Below are 19,685 nucleotides of genomic sequence, written 5' to 3' on the forward strand. Positions count from 1 at the left end.
CATCCCACCACCACAACCGGTCGCCCCGGCCCCGCCGGTCGCGCGCCCGGATCACCCCACCCCGAGGAGATTCGATGAGAACCAGGAGCACGGCCCGTACGGTCATCGCGGCCCTGGCCGGCGTGCTGCTCGCCGGCAGCATCGCCGCCTGCGGCAACAGCGACACCGGCGGCGATTCCGGCGGCGGCAGCGACAAGCTGGTGCTGGGCTTCTCCCAGGTCGGCGCGGAGAGCGGCTGGCGGACCGCCAACACCACCTCGATCAAGGAGGCGGCGGGCGAGGCCGGCGTCGAGCTGAAGTTCGACGACGCGCAGCAGAAGCAGGAGAACCAGATCAAGGCGATCCGGAACTTCATCCAGCAGAAGGTGGACGTGATCGCCTTCTCGCCGGTGGTGGAGTCCGGCTGGGACACCGTGCTCAAGGAGGCCAAGGACGCCAAGATCCCGGTGATCCTGACCGACCGCGCGGTCGACTCGGCCGACAAGTCGCTCTACAAGACGTTCCTCGGCTCGGACTTCAAGAAGGAGGGCCGGCTCGCCGGCGAGTGGCTAGTGGAGCAGAAGAAGGCGGCCACCGGCCCGGTCAACATCGTCGAGCTGCAGGGCACGACCGGCTCGGCGCCGGCCAACGACCGCAAGGCGGGCTTCGGCGAGGCGATCGCGGCCAACCCCAACCTGAAGATCATCGCGTCGCAGTCGGGCGACTTCACCCGCGCCGGCGGCAAGCAGGTGATGGAGCAGTTCCTCAAGGCCAACCCGAAGATCGACGTGCTCTTCGCGCACAACGACGACATGGGCCTGGGCGCGCTCGAGGCGATCACCGCGGCCGGCAAGGTGCCGGGCAAGGACATCACCATCATCACCGTCGACGCGGTGAAGGACGGCATGCAGGCCCTCGCGGACGGCAAGTTCAACTTCATCGCCGAGTGCAGCCCGCTGCTCGGCCCGCAGCTGATGGACCTCGCGAAGAAGGTCAAGGCCGGCGAGGAGGTGCCGGCCCGGATCGAGACCGAGGAGACCACCTTCACGCAGGAGACGGCGAAGGAGGCCCTGCCCAACCGCAAGTACTGACCCACCTCGGGGGTCGCCGTCGCGCCGACGGCGGCCCCCGCGCCACCACCGTCCGAAGAAGAGGTCCGATGGGTACGGGTGACCGTCCGGTCCTGACCATGACCGGCATCAGCAAGACCTTCCCCGGGGTCCGGGCGCTGCACGACGTCGACTTCCGGCTGTTCCCGGGCGAGGTCCACGCCCTCATGGGCGAGAACGGCGCCGGCAAGTCAACCCTGATCAAGGTGCTGACCGGTGTCTACGGCACCGACGCCGGCATCGTCACGCTCGCCGGCGAGCAGGTGTCCTTCACCGGGCCGATGCAGGCCGCCGCGGCCGGCGTGAGCACCGTCTACCAGGAGGTCAACCTCTGCACCAACCTGTCGGTGGCGGAGAACATCTTCATCGGCCGCGAGCCCCGCCGGCTGGGCGCGGTGCGCTGGGGCGAGATGCGTCGCCGGGCCCGGCAGCTCCTGACCCGGCTCGACCTCGACCTCGACGTCGGCGCGCAGCTCGGGACGTACTCGCTCGCTGTGCAGCAGATGGTGGCCATCGCCCGCGCCATCGACGTCCAGGCCCGGGTGCTCATCCTCGACGAGCCGACCTCCAGCCTGGACGCCGGCGAGGTCGCCCAGCTCTTCCGCATCATGCGCCAGTTGCGCGACGAGGGGATCGCGATCCTGTTCGTCACCCACTTCCTCGACCAGGTCTACGCGGTCGCCGACCGCATCACGGTGCTGCGCAACGGCAGCCTGGTGGGGGAGTACCGCACCGAGGAGCTGCCGCAGTTCAGCCTGGTGGAGAAGATGATCGGCCAGGAGCTGGACGTGCTGGAACGGCTCGAGGAGCAGCAGAAGCGCGCCTCCGTGACGCCCGACGGCACGGCCCCGCTGGTGGACGCCGCCGAGCTGGGTCGCCGTGGCGCGGTCGCCCCGTTCAGCCTGCGCATCCACGCCGGCGAGGTGGTCGGCCTGGCCGGCCTGCTCGGCTCCGGTCGTACCGAGGTGGCGCGGTTGCTCTTCGGCGCCGACCGCGCCGACCACGGCCAGGTCCTCGTCGACGGCGGCCGGGCGCCGCTGCGCACCCCGATCCAGGCCATCGACCGGGGCATCGGCTTCTGCTCGGAGAACCGCCGCGCGGAGGGCATCGTGCCGGAGCTGTCGGTGCGGGAGAACATGATCCTGGCGATGCAGGCCGCCCGCGGCTGGCTGCGTCCGATCCCCCGCCGCCGGCAGGACGAGCTGGTGCAGAAGTACGTCCAGGCGCTCAGCATCCGCCCGGCCAACCCGGAGCTGCCGGTGCGCAACCTCTCCGGCGGCAACCAGCAGAAGGTGCTGCTGGCCCGCTGGCTCATCACCGAGCCGCGCCTGCTCATCCTCGACGAGCCCACCCGCGGCATCGACGTCGGCGCCAAGGCCGAGATCCAGAAGCTGGTGGTGCAGCTCTCCGACGGCGGCATGGCGGTGCTGTTCATCTCCGCCGAGCTGGAGGAGGTGCTGCGCCTGAGCCACCGGGTCGCGGTCATGCGCGACCGCGAGATGGTCGCCCAGCTCGACAACGACGACACGCTCGACGCCGACCGCGTCATGCGCACCATCGCCAGCGGAACCCCCCGGGAGGAGGTGAACCGATGAACACCGTCGCCGACCGCCTCCGCCCGCTGACCGGGCACCGGCTGTTCTGGCCGGCCGTGGTGCTCGTGGTGATGATCGCCGCGAACACCGTCTACCGGCCCGGCTTCCTTGCCGTCGAGGTCAAGAACGGCCACCTGTACGGCACGCCCGTCGACATCCTCCGGCTGAGCGCGCCGTTGATCCTGGTCGCCCTCGGCATGACCCTGGTCATCGCCACCGGCGGCATCGACCTGTCCGTCGGCTCGCTCTGCGCCATCAGCGGCGCGATCGCCTGCCTGCACATCAGCGGCGCGGCCGACCAGAACAGCCCGGCCACGGTGGCCACCGCGCTGGCTCTGGCGTTCGGGGCCGCGCTCGTGCTCGGCGCCTGGAACGGGGTGCTGGTCTCCGTCATCGGCATCCAGCCGATCATCGCCACGCTGATCCTGATGGTGGCCGGCCGGGGAATCGCCCAGCTCGTCACCGAGGGACAGATCATCACGATCAACTCCGGGCCGTACCGGGCGATCGGGCTGGGAAGCTTTCTGACCCTGCCGCTGGCCATCCTCATCGCCCTGGCCGCGGCGCTGCTGGTGGCCGCGTTCACCCGGCGCACCGCGCTCGGGTTGATCGTCGAGTCGGTCGGCGGCAACGCCGAGGCCAGCCGGCTGGCCGGCATCCGGTCGCGCCGCGTGATCTTCCTCGTCTACGTGGTCAGCGCCGCCTGCGCCGCGGTGGCCGGCTTCATGGTCACCGCGAACGTGTCCAGCGCGGACGGCAACGCCGCCGGGCTGTGGATCGAACTCGACGCGATCCTCGCCGTGGTGATCGGCGGCACCTCGCTGGCCGGCGGCCGGTTCTCGCTCAGCGGCACGGTCCTCGGCGCGCTGATCATCCAGACCCTGACCACCACCGTGTACGCCATGAACATCTCGCCGCAGACGTCGCTGCTGTTCAAGGCCGTCGTCGTGATCGCCGTCTGCCTGGTGCAGGCCCCGGCGTTCCGGGCCCGCTTCCGTCGCCGCCGGCGTGGTGGGGTCGAGCCCGGTCCGGCGGCGCCGCAGCGGGAGAAGGAGCAGGTGCCGGCATGAGCAGCACCACGTTGTCCGCCGTCCGGTCCTGGCGGCCCAGCCTGCCCCGGCGGCACGTCCCGGTGCTGGCCACACTCGCGCTGCTGCTGGTCATGTACGGCGTCGGCGTCTCGCAGTACCGCGCGTTCTCCAACGTCCAGGTGGTCTTCAACGTCTTCATCGACAACGGCTTCATGCTCGTGGTCGCGGTCGGCATGACGTTCGTGATCCTCACCGGTGGCATCGACCTGTCCGTCGGCTCGGTGGTGGCGATGACCGCGATGGTGTCGGCCGCGCTGCTGCGCGACGGCCTGCCGGCGGGCCTGGTGCTCGTCGTCGCGCTGCTCATCGGCCCGGCGCTCGGGTTCCTGATGGGCTGCGCGATCCACTTCTTCGAGATCCAGCCGTTCATCGTCACACTCGCCGGGATGTTCTTCGCCCGGGGCATGTGCACGTTCATCAGCGACGCCTCGATCTCCATCACCGACGGTTTCTGGACCGGGATGTCCCAGGAGCGCATCGGGAACCCGGCCGGGAACTTCGTGTCGATCAGCGTGCTGATCGCGTTCGCGGTGGTGCTGGTCGCCGCATACGTGCTGGCGTACACCCGGTTCGGCCGCAACGTCTACGCGGTCGGCGGCAACGCGCAGTCGGCGCTGCTGATGGGGTTGCCGGTGGGCCGCACCCGGATCGCGGTCTACACGATCAGCGGGCTGTGCTCGGCCATCGGCGGCATCCTGCTGTCGTTCTACACGCTCTCCGGCGCGCCGCTGATCGCGGTCGGGATGGAGCTGGACGTGATCGCCGCGGTCGTCATCGGCGGCACGGTGCTCACCGGCGGCTCGGGCTACGTCTTCGGCACCGTGCTCGGCGTGCTGGTGCTGGGCGTGATCCAGACCCTGATCACGTTCGACGGCAGCCTCAACTCCTGGTGGACCAAGATCGTGATCGGCGGCCTGCTCTTCGCGTTCATCCTCCTCCAGCGCCTCATCGGCATCCGGTTCAAGTGACTGCTCCTAGCGCGGAAGGCACGAACATGGCAACTCACCCCCAGCCCGAGGTCTGGTTCCTCACCGGTAGCCAGGGTCTCTACGGCGAGGACACCCTGCGGCAGGTCGCCGACCAGTCCCGGCAGATCGCCGCCCGGCTGGACGAGTCGTCGGAGCTCCCGGTGCGCGTGGTCTGGAAGCCGGTCCTCACCTCCAGCACGGACATCCTCGCGGCCTGCCGGGACGCGGCCGTGCAGGGCGCGGTCGGGGTGATCGCCTGGATGCACACGTTCTCACCGGCCAAGATGTGGATCGCCGGGCTGGACGCGTTGCAGACGCCGCTGCTGCACCTGCACACCCAGGCGAACGTGGCGCTGCCGTGGGACACCATCGACATGGACTTCATGAACCTGAACCAGGCCGCGCACGGCGACCGCGAGTTCGGGTACATCCAGACCCGCCTGGGGGTGGCCCGCAAGACGGTCGTCGGGCACGTCACCGACCCGCGGGTGGTGTCGCGGGTGGCGGCCTGGGCCCGCGCGGCCATCGGCTGGTCGTCGGTGCGGACGCTGCGGCTGGCCCGCTTCGGCGACAACATGCGCGACGTCGCGGTCACCGAGGGGGACAAGGTCGAGGCGGAGCTGCGCTTCGGCGTCTCGGTCAACACCTACGGCGTGAACGACCTGGTCGCGGTGGTCGACCAGGTCGCCGAGGCGCAGGTGGACGACCTGGTGAAGGAGTACGACGACACCTACCGGCTGGACCCGGCGCTTCGGGCCGGCGGCGACCGGCACGACTCGCTGCGCTACGCCGCCCGCCAGGAGTTGGGGCTGCGGGCGTTCCTGGACGACGGTGGCTTCCGCGCGTTCACCACGAACTTCGAGGACCTCGGCGGGCTGCGCCAGCTCCCCGGCATCGCGGTGCAGCGGCTGATGGCCGATGGCTACGGCTTCGGCGGCGAGGGGGACTGGAAGACGTCGATCCTGGTGCGGACGCTGAAGGCGATGGCCGTCGGCGTCGAGGGTGGGACGTCCTTCATGGAGGACTACACCTACGACCTGACGTTCGGCCACGAGCTGGTCCTCGGCGCGCACATGCTGGAGGTGTGCCCGAGCATCGCCGCCGACGTGCCGACCGCGGAGGTGCACCCGCTGGGCATCGGCGGGCGGGAGGACCCGGTCCGGCTGGTCTTCGACGCGGCGTCCGGCCCGGCCGTGGTGCTCGGCATGTCGGATCTGGGGGAGCGGTTCCGGCTGGTGGCCAACGTGGTGGACGTGGTGCCGCCGCCGCAGCCGTTGCGCAGCCTGCCGGTGGCGCGCGCGGTCTGGCGGCCCCGCCCCGACCTCTCCGTGTCGGCGGAGTCGTGGATCACCGCGGGCGCCCCGCACCACACCGTGCTCTCCCAGGCGGTGGGCGTGGAGGAGTTGCGTGACCTGGCCGCGATGACGCGGACCGAGCTGGCGGTCATCGACGGCGACACCGTGCCGCACCGGTTCGCCGACGAGCTGCGCTGGAACCAGGCGTACCACCGGCTCGCGCGCGGGTTCTGACCGCGCGCGGACGATCACCACGGGTGGCGTGCTCCGGTGCCGTGCCGGGGCGTGCCACCCGTTCGTGTCCTCGCTGTTACGCCTTGACGAACGCCATGTTATCGCTCACAGTCGATGTGTCGGATTGCCGGCAGCCGGTACGGGCCGTTCCGGGCGGGGTCCTCGTCGTGGCTGCCACCCGGCTCCGACTCCCCTCGGGCAGGGACAACTGTTAACGATCACACGAGGAGGTTCATGGTGGTGACAGCTCGGCTGTCCCGGCTCCTGGCGGGGTTGGTGGCGATGGTGGTCGGCGGCGTGCTGGTCGGGTTGGTCCCGGCGCCGGCCTCGGCGGCGACGGTGGACACCAGCGCGTGGTACGTGCTGGTGGACCGCAACAGCGGCAAGGCGCTGGACCTGTACAACCAGGCCACGAACGACGGGGCGCGGATCACCCAGTGGGCGCGCAACGACGGGGCGTGGCAGCAGTGGCAGTTCGTCGACTCCGGCGGCGGCTACTACCGGGTGCGCTCGCGGCACTCCGGCAAGGTGCTGGACGTGACCGGCGCGTCCACCGCGAACGGCGCGGCCGTGGTGCAGTGGACCGACCACGGCGGCACCAACCAGCAGTTCCGGCTGGCGGACTCCGACGGCGGCTACGTCCGGCTGGTCAACCGCAACTCCAACAAGGTGATGGAGGTGCAGAACGCCTCGACCGCCGACGGCGGCAACATCGTCCAGTACGACGACTGGAACGGCGCCAACCAGCAGTGGCAGCTCGTCCGCGTCGACGGCGGCGGCACCCCGACCAGCCCGCCGCCGACGAACCCGCCGCCGAGCGGCACGTTCACCAACCCGGCGATCTGGCAGGACTTCGCCGACGTCGACATCATCCGCGTCGGGGACGTCTACTACATGTCCGCCTCGACCATGCACTACTCGCCCGGCGCGCCGGTACTGCGCTCCTGGGACCTGGTCAACTGGGAGTTCGCCGGGCACTCGGTGCCCCGGCTGGACTTCGGCACCAAGTACGACCTGCCCCCGGGCAGTCAGGCGTACGTGGACGGCATCTGGGCCTCGACGTTGAACTACCGGCCCAGCAACAGGACCTACTACTGGGCCGGGTGCGTCGACTTCGCCCAGACCCACATCTACACCGCGCCCGCCGTGGACAGCACGTGGAGCAAGCTCACCACGATCCCCAACTGCTACTACGACGCCGGCATGCTGATCGACGACAACGACACCATGTACGTCGCGTACGGCAACAGCACGATCAGCGTGGCGCAGCTCTCCGCGGACGGGCGCAGCCAGGTGCGGGCCCAGCAGGTCTACCAGACGCCGTCGAGCATCGGCACGCTGGAGGGGGCGCGCTTCTACAAGCGCAACGGCGCCTACTACATCTGGCTGACCCGCCCGGCGAACGGCCAGTACGTGCTCAAGTCCACCAACGGCCCGTTCGGCCCGTACGAGCAGCGGCAGGTGCTGTTGAACCTGCCCGGCCCGATCTCCGGCGGCGGGGTGCCGCACCAGGGTGGCCTGGTGCAGACGCAGACCGGCGCCTGGTACTACATGGCCTTCACCGACGCGTACCCGGGCGGGCGGATGCCGACGCTGGCGCCGATCACCTGGACCGCCGACGGCTGGCCGCAGGTGCAGACCGTCAACGGGCAGTGGGGCGCGAGCTACCCCAACCCGCTGCCGCTGCACCCGGTGAAGCCGCTCACCGGCACCGACACGTTCGCCGGCACCACGCTCGGCCCGCAGTACGAGTGGAACCACAACCCGGACAACAGCCGGTGGTCGGTGAACAACGGCCTGCGCCTGCAGACCGCGTCCGTGACCAACGACCTCTACCAGGCGCGCAACACGGTGACCCACCGGATCCAGGGACCCACCTCCACCGCGACGGTCGAGCTGGACTACTCGGCCATGCGCGACGGGGACCGGTCCGGGCTGGCCATGCTGCGCGACAGCTCGGCGTGGATCGGCGTGCGCCGGGACAACGGCGCCACCCGGGTGGTCATGACCAACGGGTTGACCATGGCCAGCGGCACCTGGAACACCACGTCGACCGGCAGTGAGGTGGCCGGCGCGGCGGTCTCCGGCGGGCGGATCTGGTTGCGGGTCAACGCCGACATCCGGCCCGGCTCGGGCCGGCAGGCGCGGTTCTCCTACAGCACCGACGGGGTCACCTTCGTCCCGTTGGGCAACGCGCTGACGCTGAACAACGCGTGGCAGTTCTTCATGGGATACCGGTTCGCCATCTTCAACTACGCCACCCAATCACTGGGCGGCGCGGTGACGGCGCGCCAGTTCTCCGTGACAACGCCGTGACGCGGGTCACCATTTCCGGTCCTTGACGGTCCGGAAATTGCCCGGGGCGGGGCGCCGACAACGGTCGAAAATGCCCCGCTCCGGGCGGCCGGAGCTGCCCTTTCGCGCACCGACGGCGGGAATGGAATGGGCGCTGCCGGCCATTCTCCGACATTCCGGCGCGGCGGACCGATTCGTCGATCGGGCGTCCCGTGACCGGTGGGAGAACTGGCGTAGACTGTCGCCACCCCGGCCGGTCCGGTCGACGTCGACATGGTTCGGCCACGCGGGCATGTGCGAAAGTGAGGTGGCCGTGCGCGGTCCTGCGATGACGGACGTGGCTCGCCTCGCCGGTGTCTCCCACCAGACGGTCTCCCGGGTCCTCAACGGGCATCCCAACGTGCGCGAGCAGACCCGGCTGCGCGTCCAGGCGGCCATCACCGAGCTGGGCTACCGGCCCAACCGCGCGGCCCGCGCGCTGGTCACCGGCCGGTCGCAGGTGATCGGCGTGGTCGCGCAGAACACCACCCTCTACGGTCCGGCCTCGCTGCTGGCCGCGCTGGAGCAGACCGCCGCCGAGGCCGGGTTCGCGGTCAGCGTCGGCAGCGTCAGCGACCTCGACCACCGCTCCATCTCGGAGGCGGTCGAGCGGCACCTGGCGCACCGGGTCGCCGGCATCGTGGTGATCGCGCCGGTCGAGTCGGCCGGCGCGGCGCTGGAACGGCTGCCCCACGACGTGCCGCTGGTGACCGTCGACGGCGACCCGGGCCGGCCGATCCCGCTGGTGACGGTCGACCAGGTCGCCGGCGCCCGGGCCGCCACCCAGCACCTGCTCGACGCCGGGCACCGCACGGTCTGGCACGTCTCCGGCCCGTCCGACTGGTTCGACAGCGCCGGCCGCATCGAGGGCTGGCGCGAGGCGCTGCGGCTGGCCGGCGCCGAGATCCCGCCGCTGGTCCCGGCGGACTGGTCCGCCGCGGCGGGCTACCGGTGCGGGCAGATGCTCGCCCGGATGCCGGAGGTCACCGCCGTCTTCACCGCCAACGACCACCTGGCGCTGGGCGTGCTGCGCGCGTTGCACGAGCACGGCCGCCGGGTGCCGGACGACATCAGCGTGGTCGGCTTCGACGACGTGCCCGAGGCGGCCTACTTCATCCCGCCGCTGACCACCGTCCGGCCCGACTTCGCGGCGGTGGCCCGGGCGAGCCTCGGCATGCTGCTGGCGCAGATCGAGTCGACGAGCGTCGGGCCGCTGCGGCAGACCATCGCGCCGAAGCTGGTGTCGCGGCGCAGCGTCGGCCCACCCCCGCAGCGCTGACCGGTCACGGCGCTGAGTCGCCGCCGTGCTGAGTCGCGCATCCTCGCGGCCCGGCGGAGTGGACGGTCCGCGGCCGGGCCGCTCGCCGAGGCGGGCAACCATCCCCGTGTCGCCTGTCGAGCTGATGTCTCCAACGACTCACGCGCCGTTGGCCGGCCCGAGATCTTGGTACGAACCGGCCCCTCCGGGGGCACTTTCCTCCCAAGATCTGCGGTGTTCGCAGAGTGCGGCCGGCCGTGCCGACAAGTGGAATGACGCGGTGGGCTGCGGCCGGCGGGGTTCGAGTCGTTTCTGCCATCAGCTCGACAGGCAGCCATTGGGGGAAGTCTCCGGGCCGGATCGTCAGGGCCCGTGGCGGGAGTCGGGGCGTTCCGCCGGTTCGACCGCCGCAGCGCTGAGCCGCCGCCGTCGGGTCGCCCGGCCCGACAGCGGCGGCGTCATCGGGGGTACGTGGACCGACGGCCCGCCCACCCCGTGCCTCAGACGAACCGCCAGCGCTGGTGCGCCGCGCCGGTGTCGTCGCCGAGGACCGCCTGCGCGCCCTGGCTGCCGGAGCCGCCGCTGAGGCCGAGCACCCGGCCGCCGTTGCCGCACTGGATGCGGAAGTAGCCGTTGCCGCCGTGGCGCAGCCGCCACCGGTGGTCGGCGGCGCCGTTGTCGGCCCACTGCACGATCCGGGCGCCGGCCGCGGCGGAGCCACCCTCGACGCCCAGCACCTTGCCACTGTGCGAGGCGCGTAGTCGCAGGTAGCCGCCGGTGTCCACGAGCGCGGTCCAGAGGTGGTCGGCGGTGCCGGTGTCGCCCCACTGGATGACCAGCCCGCCGTCCGCGGTGGACATGTCCTGCACGCCGAGCACCAGTCCGCTGCCCAGGTTCTGGAGTCGGCGCGCCCCGTCGGGCAGGAACCGCCACTGGTTGTCGAGGCTGCCGTTGTCCGGGTCCTGCACGGCCTGTGCGCCCTGCGCGGTCGAGCCGCCGGAGATGCCGAGCAGCTTGCCGCTGTTGACGTTGCGCAGCTTGTGCGTGCCGTCGCCGACGTCGAGCACGGTCCACAGGTGGTCGGCGGTGCCGTTGTCGGCCCACTGGAGGATCCGGGCGTTGTCGGCGGTGGACATGTTCTCCACGCCCAGCACCCGGCCGCTGTTGACGTTGCGCAGCTTGAGCGCCGACCCGTCCACCACGAGCTGCCAGTCGTGGTCGGCGGTGCCGGTGTCGCCCCACTGGAGGGCGAGCCCGCCGTCGGCGGTGGACATGTTCTGGATCCCGAGCACCTGTCCGCTGGCGGCGTTGGCCAGCCGGAAGCTCGCCTCGCCGCTCCCGCCGCCGCTCGTGCCGGCGCGCCAGTAGACCGTGTAGTTGAACCCGTGCGCGTCGTAGAACGGCCCGAGATTCACGGTCGCACCGTCGGCCCGCGCGGTGAACGCCAGCGAGCCGCTGCCGGTGCGGGTGACCGAGCCGGTGTCCAGCGTCGGCAGCCCGCTCAACGTGGTGTTGCCGTAGTTGCCGGAGAGCACCACCGGCCCGTACATGACCGCCTGGACCGCCGCGTCGTCGTTGGCGGCGACCGTGGTCACCCGCATCGGCAGCCGCACCGTGACCACGTCCCCGGAGGTCCAGTCGCGGGTCAGCGCCGCGTAGCTGCCCGGCGTGGTGGCGATGCCCTGCGCCGTGCCGTTCACGCTGACCGTCGCGCCGGTGGTCCAGGACGGGATCCGGATCCGCATCGTCCACGACCCGCCCACCGAGCCGGTGACGGTGAGCGTGGTGGTGTCCGAGACCGGGTACGAGGTGCTCTGGGTGACCGTGATGCCGCGTTGGCTCCAGGTGAGCACCGAGGGCACGAACAGGTTCACGGTCAGCGTGGTGCCGTTGTGGTAGTAGATCGCGTCGGCGAGCGTGGTGTTGGTCTCCAGCCCGGTGCCCTGGCAGCACCAGAAGGAGTTGTAGTCGGTGCTCCAGGTGCCGCCGCCCCACGCCGGCCCGACGCCGCGCCGCCCGCCCGGGTTGAGCGGGGTGAAGTAGGTGACGTGACCGTGGGGGTCGGCCGGGTTCTGCTGGCCGATCATGTGGTTGAGCAGCGCCCGCTCGTAGAAGTCGACGTAGGCGACCCGGTCCGGGTCGAGCTGCCACAGCTCCCGGGTCAGCTTGAGCATGTTGTAGGTGTTGCACGCCTCGCAGGTGTCGGTGCGCAGATAGCCGGCGATGGCGTTGGGCGCGCGGAAGTGCTCGGCCTGGCTGTTGCCGCCGATCGCGTAGGTGTGCGCGCCGACGGTGATGGACCAGGCGTTGGTGGCGATGTCGCGGTAGCGGGTGGTGCCGGTGGCCTTGTACTCCCGGGCCGCGCCGATCCACTTGGGCACCTGGGTGTTGGCGTGCAGCCCGTTGAGCTGGTCGGAGTTGGACGCGAGCGGGTTGAACACGGCGGCGTGGTCGAAGCGCTGGGCGGTGGCCAGCCACCGGGCGTCGCCGGTCTGCTGGTAGATGTCGGTCAGCACCGCGTTCATGCCGCCGAACTCGGTGCCCAGCATGGCCTGCATCTGCGCGGAGCTGAGCCGGCCGGTGCGCTGGTCGACCCAGCCGGCGAGTGCCAGCAGCACGTCGCGGGCCTGGGTGCTGCCGATCAGGCGCCACACGTCGAGCAGGCCGGCGAGCGTCTTGTGCACGCAGTAGTAGGGCACGTTGCCGTTGCTCAGCGTCCGGGCCTCCAGCGCGGTGAAGTCGGACTCCGGGAAACCGGAGAGATAGCCGGTGCTGAAGCCGGCCGCGCCGTTGTTGGCCTGGCACCTGGCCAGCTCGGCGACCATGGTGACCGCCTTGTCCCGGCAGGTGGTGTCGCCGGCCACCGCCCAGGCCTGCGCCCAGGCGGTCAGGAAGTGGCCCTGCATGTGGCTGCGGAACGGGAAGGTCGGCGCGTCCCAGCCGCCGTTGGCGGCGGCCCCGGCGGTGGAGAGCCGGTGGTTGGCGCGGAAGTTGTAGAGCAGCCGGTTGACGTCGACGAAGCGGAGGTAGGACAGCGTGCGGTTCTGGTTGTCGAGCCAGCGACCCGCGGTCAGCCGCGCCTGGCCGGCGTCGAACGCGTAGGCGGAGACGCCGATGTCCGGGCGGGCCGGGGCCAGCGCGGCGCCGGCCGGGACGCCGCCGGAGAGGGACCCGACGGCCGCGCCGGCCGCGGTCGCGACGGCGGTCGCGCCGGTGGCGCGCAGCAGCATCCGGCGGTTCACCAGGGGAGCGGGCATGGGGGGCCTTTCGTGGTGGGGAGACGGGTGGCACGGGCCGGGCGGATCGTGGTCCGCCCGGCCCGTACGGTCAGTTGCGCAGGCTCCACTGCTGGTTGGCGCCGCCGTTGCAGGCCCAGAGGATGAGCTTGGTGCCGTTGGCGGTGCCGGCGGCGTTGGCGTCCAGGCAGAGGCCGGACTGCTGGCCGGTGATGGTGCCGTTGGCGTTGACGTTCCACTGCTGGTTGGTCTGGCCGTTGCAGTCCCAGATGATCACGGCGGTGCCGTTGGTGGTGCCCTGGCCGTTGGCGTCCAGGCACTTGGTGCCGTACACCTGGAGCTGCCGGGCCGCGGTGCGGGTCCAGCGCTGCATGGTCCCGCCCCAGCAGTCCCAGAGCTGCGTCTGGGTGCCGTTGGTGGTGGCGCCGTTCGGCACGTCGACGCAGCGCCCGGACTGGCCGCCGACGATCTCGACGCTCTGGCCCCCGCCGCCGGTGCTCGCCGCGTACCCGGCGGCGGTGATGTTGGCCTGGACGGCGTCCTCGGTGGCGTTGGTGGGGTAGCCGGAGGTCATCACGCCTTCGTAGAAGGTGCCGGCGGAGCCGTGGCTGTTGTCGCCGCCGATGCCGAGGATGATCGCGCCCTCCTTCTTCATCGGGTTGTAGCCGGAGGCGTTGGGTCGTTTGCCGTCGTAGAACGTGGAGAGCCCGCCGGACTGGGCGTTGCCGCCGCGAATCGCCCAGTGGTTCGGTTCGCCCTTGACGATCGCGGTGAGGAAGCGGTGGCTGATCGACGGGTCGTTGGCGTTGTAGCCGGGGTTGACGCCGGAGAAGAGGCCGTTCTCCAGGTCGGCCATGATCCAGGGGCCGTTGCCGGTGCCGTACCCCCAGACCTTGATGTTGCCGAAGTAGATGGCCTCCATGGTGCCGTTGCCGTTGTCGCGGCTGTTGGTCTCCGCGTTGCCGTAGTCGAAGCAGCAGCCGCCGTTGTAGTGGGTGCCGTCGAAGATGGCGTACATGCCCTCGGGCTGGTCGCCCTTGGCGATGCCGTTGGTGGTGTTGTTGCGGTAGCCGGTGCCGGGGGCCACGAACACCCCGTACGCCTTGCGGCCGCCGAGGGTGACCGGGGCGAGCGTGGCGTCGGCGAGATTGTCGTAGCCGCCGGCGGCCGGGCCGGAGAACCCGCCGGGCGGCGCCTGGGTCAGGTGGTTGCCGCGGCCGGACTGGTCGTAGATGACGCTGATCAGGCAGCTCGTGCCGGCGCAGAACGCGTCCTGGGTGGCGGCGTTGGCGACGTCGCCGGCGGCGAGCGGGGCGACGTCGCGGGTGGCGTTGTCGGAGGCGCGCCGCACCTGGTAGAGCGGGCCGGCGTAGGCGCCGTAGAGCGCGCGGGTGGTGCTGTGCGCGGCCACGCAGGGCGTGCCACCGGCGGCGTAGATGTCGCACGGGCCGGTGCCGGCGGCCCGCGCCGGGGGCGCGGCGGAGCCGACCACCGCCGCGGTGGCGGCGACCAGCAGGGCCAGGGGTACGAGCGCGGTCGCCAGGCGGCGACGGGCGGTGGTGGGGTCCATCGATCCTCCTCCAGCGGAGATGACGAACTAGTTAACGCTAACAATCGGTCTTAGCGTGGCGTTTACATAGGCGGCTGTCAACGCTTCACGAGGGCGCAAGATTTGCGAACGACGATGTTAGCGCTCTCAAGCTTGTCGCCCGGGCAGCGGTGCCGTACGCTCTGGCTTGCGGCCCGCCCTCACGGTCTTGTGAGGAGCAACCATGCCCCTGAACCGCCTGCTGACCCTCGGGGTCGGCGCCTGTGCGGCGGTCGCGCTCAGCGTTCCGGTCGCCGCCGTCCCGGCCGCGGCCACCGCGTCCCACCATCGTCCCGGCGGCAGCCTGGTGCTGGTCGGCGGCGCGCTGGCCGACGACAACCGGGAGATCTACGACGACATCGTCCGGCTCGCCGGCGGGCCCGGCCGGGCCCGGATCGGCATCCTGACCGCCGGCGCCCCGGTGCCGGCCGAGGATCCCGACGCCGGCACCCCGGACTGCAACAACAGCGTCTGCAACGGCGACTACTACGCCGACCTGTTCCGGTCCCACCGGGTGGCCGACGCGCGGTGGATCCCGATCGACCTGGACCACCCGGGCGCGGCCGACGATCCGGCGGTGGTCCGGCAGATCGAGTCGATGACCGGGTTCTTCCTCGGCGGCGGCGACCAGTACCGCTACGTCACCACGATGACCCGGGGCGCGGCGCAGCGCGACAGCGCGGCCCTCGCCGCGATCCGGCGCAAGCTGCGTGGCGGCGCGGTGGTCGCCGGCACCAGCGCGGGTGCGCAGATCATGGCCGGTCGCGACATGATCACCGGTGGGTCCACCGAGCCGGGTCTGCGTGACGGCGCGAAGCCGGGCTACTTCGAGGACCCGGACGTGCTCGGCTACCTGCCGCGCGGCGGCTTCGGGTTCTTCACCGCCGGGCTGGTGGACACCCACTTCTCCCGGCGGGGGCGCGAGGCGCGGTCGATCCGGCTCGCCTCGGACACCCGGCATGCCCGGGTGTTCGGCCTGGACGAGAACACGGCACTGGAGGTCACCGGTGTCGGCGGGCGCAACCCGTCGCTGCGGGTGCTCGGGCAGCGCGGGGTGAGCGTGCTCGACCTGCGCCGGGCCCGGGTGACCGACCACGGTGGGGTGTGGGCGATCGAGGGCGTGCGGTGGAGCCGGCTGACCGCCGGTGACGCGTACCTCGCGCCACGGTGGACCGTCGTCCCGGCCGCCGGCAAGCCGCGCGTGCGACCGGAGGCGGGGCCGTGCACGGCGACGCCGTCCGAGGACGTCTTCTACGACTACGCCATGGTCGGCCTGGTGGAGACCGGGCTGGCCGCCCGCACCGGCTGCGTGGCGGTCGGCGGGACGTCGTACGAGAAGGACCCGCGGTGGGCGGCCCGCCTGAGCCGGGGTGCCGGGTTCAGCGCCTTCCGGGGCGCGTCGGCGACCACGTTCACCGACGTGGTGGTCGGCGTCCGGCCGGCCTGACGTGGTGCGGCGGCGTCGGACCCGCCCGGTCCGGCGCCGTCGTCACGAGCATGTAACAGAAGTTACGTATTGAGCAGTGAACTTAATGGATGTAACTTCTGTTTCATCGCTTCGTGGCCCCTCGGAGGTGCCCATGTCCCCATCCCGCCACTCCCGCCGACTCGCCGTGACGGCGGCCGCCGCCGCGCTGCTCACCGTCGCCCCGCTCGGCGTTCCCGCCGCACACGCCCAGGTCACCCGGGTACGCCAGGGCAGCGCCACCGACGCCACCCGGGCGAGCTGGTCCGGCCCGGCCTGGACGATGAACGGATCCGGCGGCATCGTCACCGCCACCATGACCAGGGCGATCGACACGATCCGCGGCGGCACCGGCGCGATCGACGTGGTGGTGGTCGCCGGCTCCGGCTCCGGCACCCCGGAGTGCGACGTGATCACCGGCCTGACCGGCGTCAACTCGTGCACCACGCTCACCCTCACCGCCACCGCCGACGGCAACAACAGCCAGGTCAACACGGACATCCGCAACGCCGAGTTCGTCTACTTCGCCGGTGGCGACCAGTGCCGCTACGTGGCCTGGAAGGGCACCGCGCTGGAGGCGTCGGTCGAGTCGGTGGTGGCCAAGGGCGGCGGGGTCGGCGGCGGCAGCGCCGGGCACCACGTCAACAGCGACGTGGTCTACGACGCCTGCACCGCGAGCGCCACCTCGGCGGGCGCGCTGGCCAACCCGTACGACAGGTCGTTGACGTTCACCACCGGCATGTTCCGCTGGCCGAACTACGCCAACACCGTCAACGACTCGCACTTCGTCACCCGCGACCGGATGGGCCGGACCATCGCGTTCGTCGCCCGGGCGGTCAAGGACGGGCTGGTCACCGGCGGCAAGGCGTGGGGCGTCGGGGTCGAGGAGGGCGCCTCGCTGTTCATCGACCGCGCCGGCCGGGCCACGCTCAGCGGCCCGAGCGCCTACGTCGTGCTCGGCGACCACCAGCCGGAGGTCGCCACGTCCGGGCAGCCGCTGACCTACCTGAACGTCAAGATCTGGAAGCTGGCCAACGGCCAGAGCTACGACTTCGCCAACCGGCCGACCTGCGGCTACTACCTGCGCAGCGTGCGCGCCGGGGTGCCGGACGGCAGCCTCTACGACGGCACCCCGGTGACCGACTGCTCGTCCACCCCGCCGCCGTCGGGGGGATCGTCCTACGCCGAGGTGGAACCGAACGACTCCCGCACGGCCGCCAACGACATCGCCGGGCTGAGCTACCCGGCCACCGTCACCGGGGACATGAAGAGCACCACCGACCGCGACTACTTCTCGCTCGCGCTCGCCGCCGGGCAGACGCTCACCGTGAACTGCGCGATCCCGTCGGCGTACGACGCGGACCTCTACCTGCTCAGCGCGAGCGGAAGCACGCTGACCCGCTCGGTGAACGACGGCGCCGGGACGGACGAGTCGCTCACCCTGACCCGTACCGCGTCCGGCACCGCTACGTACCACCTCGACCTGGAGGCGTACGCCGGCTCCGGGACCGCCGACTACGCCTGCACGGTCGCGAGGTCCTGACCCGCGACGGGGGTCCGTGGGCGGGCCGGTGAGGCTCCGCCCGCGGACCGGCGGGCCGCTACGCTCGGCTCGTGTCGAACTCCGATGCTGTCGACGAACCGCACGCGGTGGGGGTGGCCGCGCTGATCCGCCGGCGGCTCGGCGAGTGCAGCCCGGCCGAGCGCCGGGTCGCCCGCACCCTGCTCGCCTCCTACCCCTCCGCCGGCCTGGGCACGGTGGCCGCGTTGGCCGAGCGGGCCGAGGTGAGCGCGCCGACGGTGCTGCGCCTGCTGTCCCGGCTCGGCTTCGGCGGCTACCCGGAGTTCCAGCGGGCGCTGCGCGACGAGCTGGCCGAGCGGGAGACCTCGCCGCTGACCGCCTACCGGGCGAGCGAGCGGGGTGGGACGCCGCCGGAGGGCGCGCTGCCCCGGGCCGCGGCGGCGCTGCCGGACGCGGTGGCCGGCACGCTCGCCGACCTGCCGCAGGGTGAGCTGGACGCGGCCGTGCGCCTCCTCGCCGACCAGCAGCTCCGGGTCACCGCGGGCGGTGGCCGGTTCTCCGCGTTGTTCGCGAATTATCTGGTCCTGCACCTGATGCAGGTGCGCGGCAACAGCCGGCTGCTGCCCGCCGGCCCGGTGGAGCGCGCCGACATGCTCGTCGACGTCGGCCGGCGCGACCTGGTGGTGCTCTTCGACTTCCGCCGCTACGAGGAGCCGACCCTGGAGCTGGCCCGGCAGGTCACCGCCCGGGGCGCCCGGGTGGTGCTGTTCACCGACCGGTGGCTGTCGCCGGTGGCCGGCCTGGCCGAGGTGGTGCTGCCCGCCCGGGTCGACTCACCGTCGCCGTACGACAGCTTCGTGCCCACCCTCGCGCTGGTGGAAACGCTGGTCACTGCGTTGATGGACCGGCTCGGCCCGGTGGCCGGCGCCCGGCTCAAGGCGATGGAGGGGGCGCAGCAGGCGTTCGGCGGGCGCTGAAACGTCCGTTACAAAAAACTGTAACCCCACCGAGATCGTAACGTGAGTTACAGTCCGGGGGCTGGCTGTTCCGGCCCCCGGAAGGACTCCCCATGCGCATCCGTTCCCTCGCCCTGGTCGGCGCGACCACGGCCCTGCTCGCCGCCACCGCCGCCTGCGGCGCCTCCTCGGCCGGTGGCTCCACCGACGAGGTCAAGCCCGTCTCGGTCACCATCGACGGCGTCGGCGCGGTCGACACCGATAAGACGCTCGCCGGCAAGGTCCCGTCCGACGTGCGCGGCCGTGGCGCCGTCACGGTCGCCACCAACGCCCCCTACCAGCCGTTCATCGACTTCAAGGTGGAGGGCCGCACGGATGCGTTCGTCGGCCTCGACCACGACCTGTTCCAGGCCGCCTCGGCCCGCCTCGGCCTCAGGGCCACCTTCACCCAGCAGCCGTTCGACGGCCTCGTGCCCGGCCTCCAGGCCGCCAAGTACGACGCCATCGCCGGCGGCATCACCGACAAGAAGGAACGCCAGCAGGTCGCCACGTTCGTCGACTACTCCGCCTCCGGCACCGGGTTCCTGGTCGCCGCCGGCAACCCGCTCGGCGTGAAGACCGTCGCCGACCTCTGCGGCCGCACCGTCGCCGTGCAGAAGGCCAGCAACCAGGCGAAGAACCTCGCCACGTACGCCAAGGAGAGCTGCGCCGGCCGGCCGCTGGAGGTCAAGGAGTACCCGGAGAACCCGCAGGCGGTGCAGGCGCTGATCGCCGGCAACGTGCAGGTCGTCGCCGCCACCCGGGTCAACCTGGTGGACACCGCCGGCTCGCTCGCCGGCAAGGCCGAGCTGGTCGACGACCCGTCCTCGCCCAACGGCTGGCTGGCCAGCCCGAACGGCTTCGGGTTCCTCAAGGCCGACAAGGAACTCGCCGAGGCGTACCGGGCGGCCGTGCAGTCGCTGATCGACGACGGCACCTACGGCAAGATCCTCACCCGCTGGAAGCAGACCCCGATCGCGGTCGAGAAGGCCACCATCGACCAGGCCATCGACTGA

General features: G+C 71.6%; 13 protein-coding genes. 11 read left to right on the forward strand and 2 right to left on the reverse strand.

What is annotated here, in order from left to right:
* Positions 1–74: 74 nt before the first annotated feature.
* From H1D33_RS06680 to H1D33_RS06710, 7 genes are all read left to right on the forward strand, one after another.
* A complete protein-coding gene (locus H1D33_RS06680) occupies positions 75–1,070 on the forward strand; it encodes an ABC transporter substrate-binding protein (protein ID WP_181568902.1) in 996 nt (331 codons plus the stop codon).
* A 68-nt stretch (positions 1,071–1,138) separates the two neighbouring features.
* Positions 1,139–2,683 carry a sugar ABC transporter ATP-binding protein gene (locus H1D33_RS06685; RefSeq protein ID WP_181568901.1) on the forward strand — a complete coding sequence of 515 codons (1,545 nt, stop codon included), beginning with the start codon at positions 1,139–1,141 and terminating at the stop codon, positions 2,681–2,683.
* Complete coding sequence (locus tag H1D33_RS06690) at positions 2,680–3,753, forward strand: ABC transporter permease (RefSeq protein WP_181568900.1); 1,074 nt, start codon at positions 2,680–2,682, stop codon at positions 3,751–3,753. The genes H1D33_RS06685 and H1D33_RS06690 overlap by 4 nt, the downstream gene beginning before the upstream one ends.
* Positions 3,750–4,742 carry a galactofuranose ABC transporter, permease protein YjfF gene (yjfF, locus tag H1D33_RS06695; protein WP_181568899.1) on the forward strand — a complete coding sequence of 331 codons (993 nt, stop codon included), beginning with the start codon at positions 3,750–3,752 and terminating at the stop codon, positions 4,740–4,742. Before H1D33_RS06690 ends, yjfF begins: the two co-directional genes overlap by 4 nt.
* Positions 4,743–4,768: 26 nt before the next feature.
* Positions 4,769–6,271 (forward strand): L-arabinose isomerase, encoded by a 1,503-nt coding sequence (araA, locus tag H1D33_RS06700; RefSeq protein ID WP_181568898.1) that lies wholly within the window; start codon positions 4,769–4,771, stop codon positions 6,269–6,271.
* A 234-nt stretch (positions 6,272–6,505) separates the two neighbouring features.
* Positions 6,506–8,587: an RICIN domain-containing protein gene (locus H1D33_RS06705; RefSeq protein WP_181568897.1), complete on the forward strand. Its 2,082-nt coding sequence runs from the start codon at positions 6,506–6,508 to the stop codon at positions 8,585–8,587.
* 307 nt (positions 8,588–8,894) lie between these two features.
* The gene (locus tag H1D33_RS06710; RefSeq protein ID WP_181568896.1) at positions 8,895–9,884 is read left to right on the forward strand and encodes a LacI family DNA-binding transcriptional regulator; all 990 of its coding nucleotides are present in this window, start codon (positions 8,895–8,897) and stop codon (positions 9,882–9,884) included.
* Between the two features lie 479 nt (positions 9,885–10,363).
* On the opposite strand, the gene H1D33_RS06715 is transcribed toward H1D33_RS06710, so the two are convergent.
* Entirely contained in the window at positions 10,364–13,120 is a 2,757-nt protein-coding gene (locus H1D33_RS06715; RefSeq protein ID WP_181568895.1) for a beta-L-arabinofuranosidase domain-containing protein, read from the reverse strand.
* 70 nt (positions 13,121–13,190) lie between these two features.
* Entirely contained in the window at positions 13,191–14,669 is a 1,479-nt protein-coding gene (locus H1D33_RS06720; protein WP_181568894.1) for an arabinofuranosidase catalytic domain-containing protein, read from the reverse strand.
* 202 nt (positions 14,670–14,871) lie between these two features.
* On the opposite strand from H1D33_RS06720, the gene H1D33_RS06725 reads away from it, so the two are divergent.
* The 4 genes from H1D33_RS06725 (at position 14,872) to H1D33_RS06740 (ending at position 19,685) form a co-directional block, all read left to right on the forward strand.
* Positions 14,872–16,134 carry a cyanophycinase gene (locus tag H1D33_RS06725; RefSeq protein WP_220138684.1) on the forward strand — a complete coding sequence of 421 codons (1,263 nt, stop codon included), beginning with the start codon at positions 14,872–14,874 and terminating at the stop codon, positions 16,132–16,134.
* 133 nt (positions 16,135–16,267) lie between these two features.
* On the forward strand, positions 16,268–17,695 hold the full coding sequence (locus tag H1D33_RS06730) for a pre-peptidase C-terminal domain-containing protein (protein WP_181568893.1): 1,428 nt from the start codon (positions 16,268–16,270) through the stop codon (positions 17,693–17,695).
* A gap of 71 nt (positions 17,696–17,766) precedes the next feature.
* Positions 17,767–18,651 (forward strand): MurR/RpiR family transcriptional regulator, encoded by an 885-nt coding sequence (locus H1D33_RS06735; protein ID WP_220138683.1) that lies wholly within the window; start codon positions 17,767–17,769, stop codon positions 18,649–18,651.
* Positions 18,652–18,743: 92 nt separating this feature from the next.
* Positions 18,744–19,685: a transporter substrate-binding domain-containing protein gene (locus H1D33_RS06740; protein ID WP_181568892.1), complete on the forward strand. Its 942-nt coding sequence runs from the start codon at positions 18,744–18,746 to the stop codon at positions 19,683–19,685.

The organism is Micromonospora ferruginea, assembly GCF_013694245.2.
Taxonomy (GTDB): domain Bacteria; phylum Actinomycetota; class Actinomycetes; order Mycobacteriales; family Micromonosporaceae; genus Micromonospora; species Micromonospora robiginosa.

Bases quoted from the DNA above. Each gene is read 5' to 3' on its own strand.
- araA (WP_181568898.1), top strand. From the start codon at position 4,769: ATGGCAACTCACCCCCAGCCCGAGGTCTGGTTCCTCACCGGTAGCCAG.
- H1D33_RS06725 (WP_220138684.1), top strand. From the start codon at position 14,872: ATGCCCCTGAACCGCCTGCTGACCCTCGGGGTCGGCGCCTGTGCGGCG.
- H1D33_RS06685 (WP_181568901.1), top strand. From the start codon at position 1,139: ATGGGTACGGGTGACCGTCCGGTCCTGACCATGACCGGCATCAGCAAG.
- H1D33_RS06715 (WP_181568895.1), bottom strand. From the start codon at position 13,120: ATGCCCGCTCCCCTGGTGAACCGCCGGATGCTGCTGCGCGCCACCGGC.
- H1D33_RS06740 (WP_181568892.1), top strand. From the start codon at position 18,744: ATGCGCATCCGTTCCCTCGCCCTGGTCGGCGCGACCACGGCCCTGCTC.
- H1D33_RS06730 (WP_181568893.1), top strand. From the start codon at position 16,268: ATGTCCCCATCCCGCCACTCCCGCCGACTCGCCGTGACGGCGGCCGCC.
- H1D33_RS06710 (WP_181568896.1), top strand. From the start codon at position 8,895: ATGACGGACGTGGCTCGCCTCGCCGGTGTCTCCCACCAGACGGTCTCC.
- H1D33_RS06720 (WP_181568894.1), bottom strand. From the start codon at position 14,669: ATGGACCCCACCACCGCCCGTCGCCGCCTGGCGACCGCGCTCGTACCC.
- H1D33_RS06705 (WP_181568897.1), top strand. From the start codon at position 6,506: ATGGTGGTGACAGCTCGGCTGTCCCGGCTCCTGGCGGGGTTGGTGGCG.
- yjfF (WP_181568899.1), top strand. From the start codon at position 3,750: ATGAGCAGCACCACGTTGTCCGCCGTCCGGTCCTGGCGGCCCAGCCTG.
- H1D33_RS06680 (WP_181568902.1), top strand. From the start codon at position 75: ATGAGAACCAGGAGCACGGCCCGTACGGTCATCGCGGCCCTGGCCGGC.
- H1D33_RS06690 (WP_181568900.1), top strand. From the start codon at position 2,680: ATGAACACCGTCGCCGACCGCCTCCGCCCGCTGACCGGGCACCGGCTG.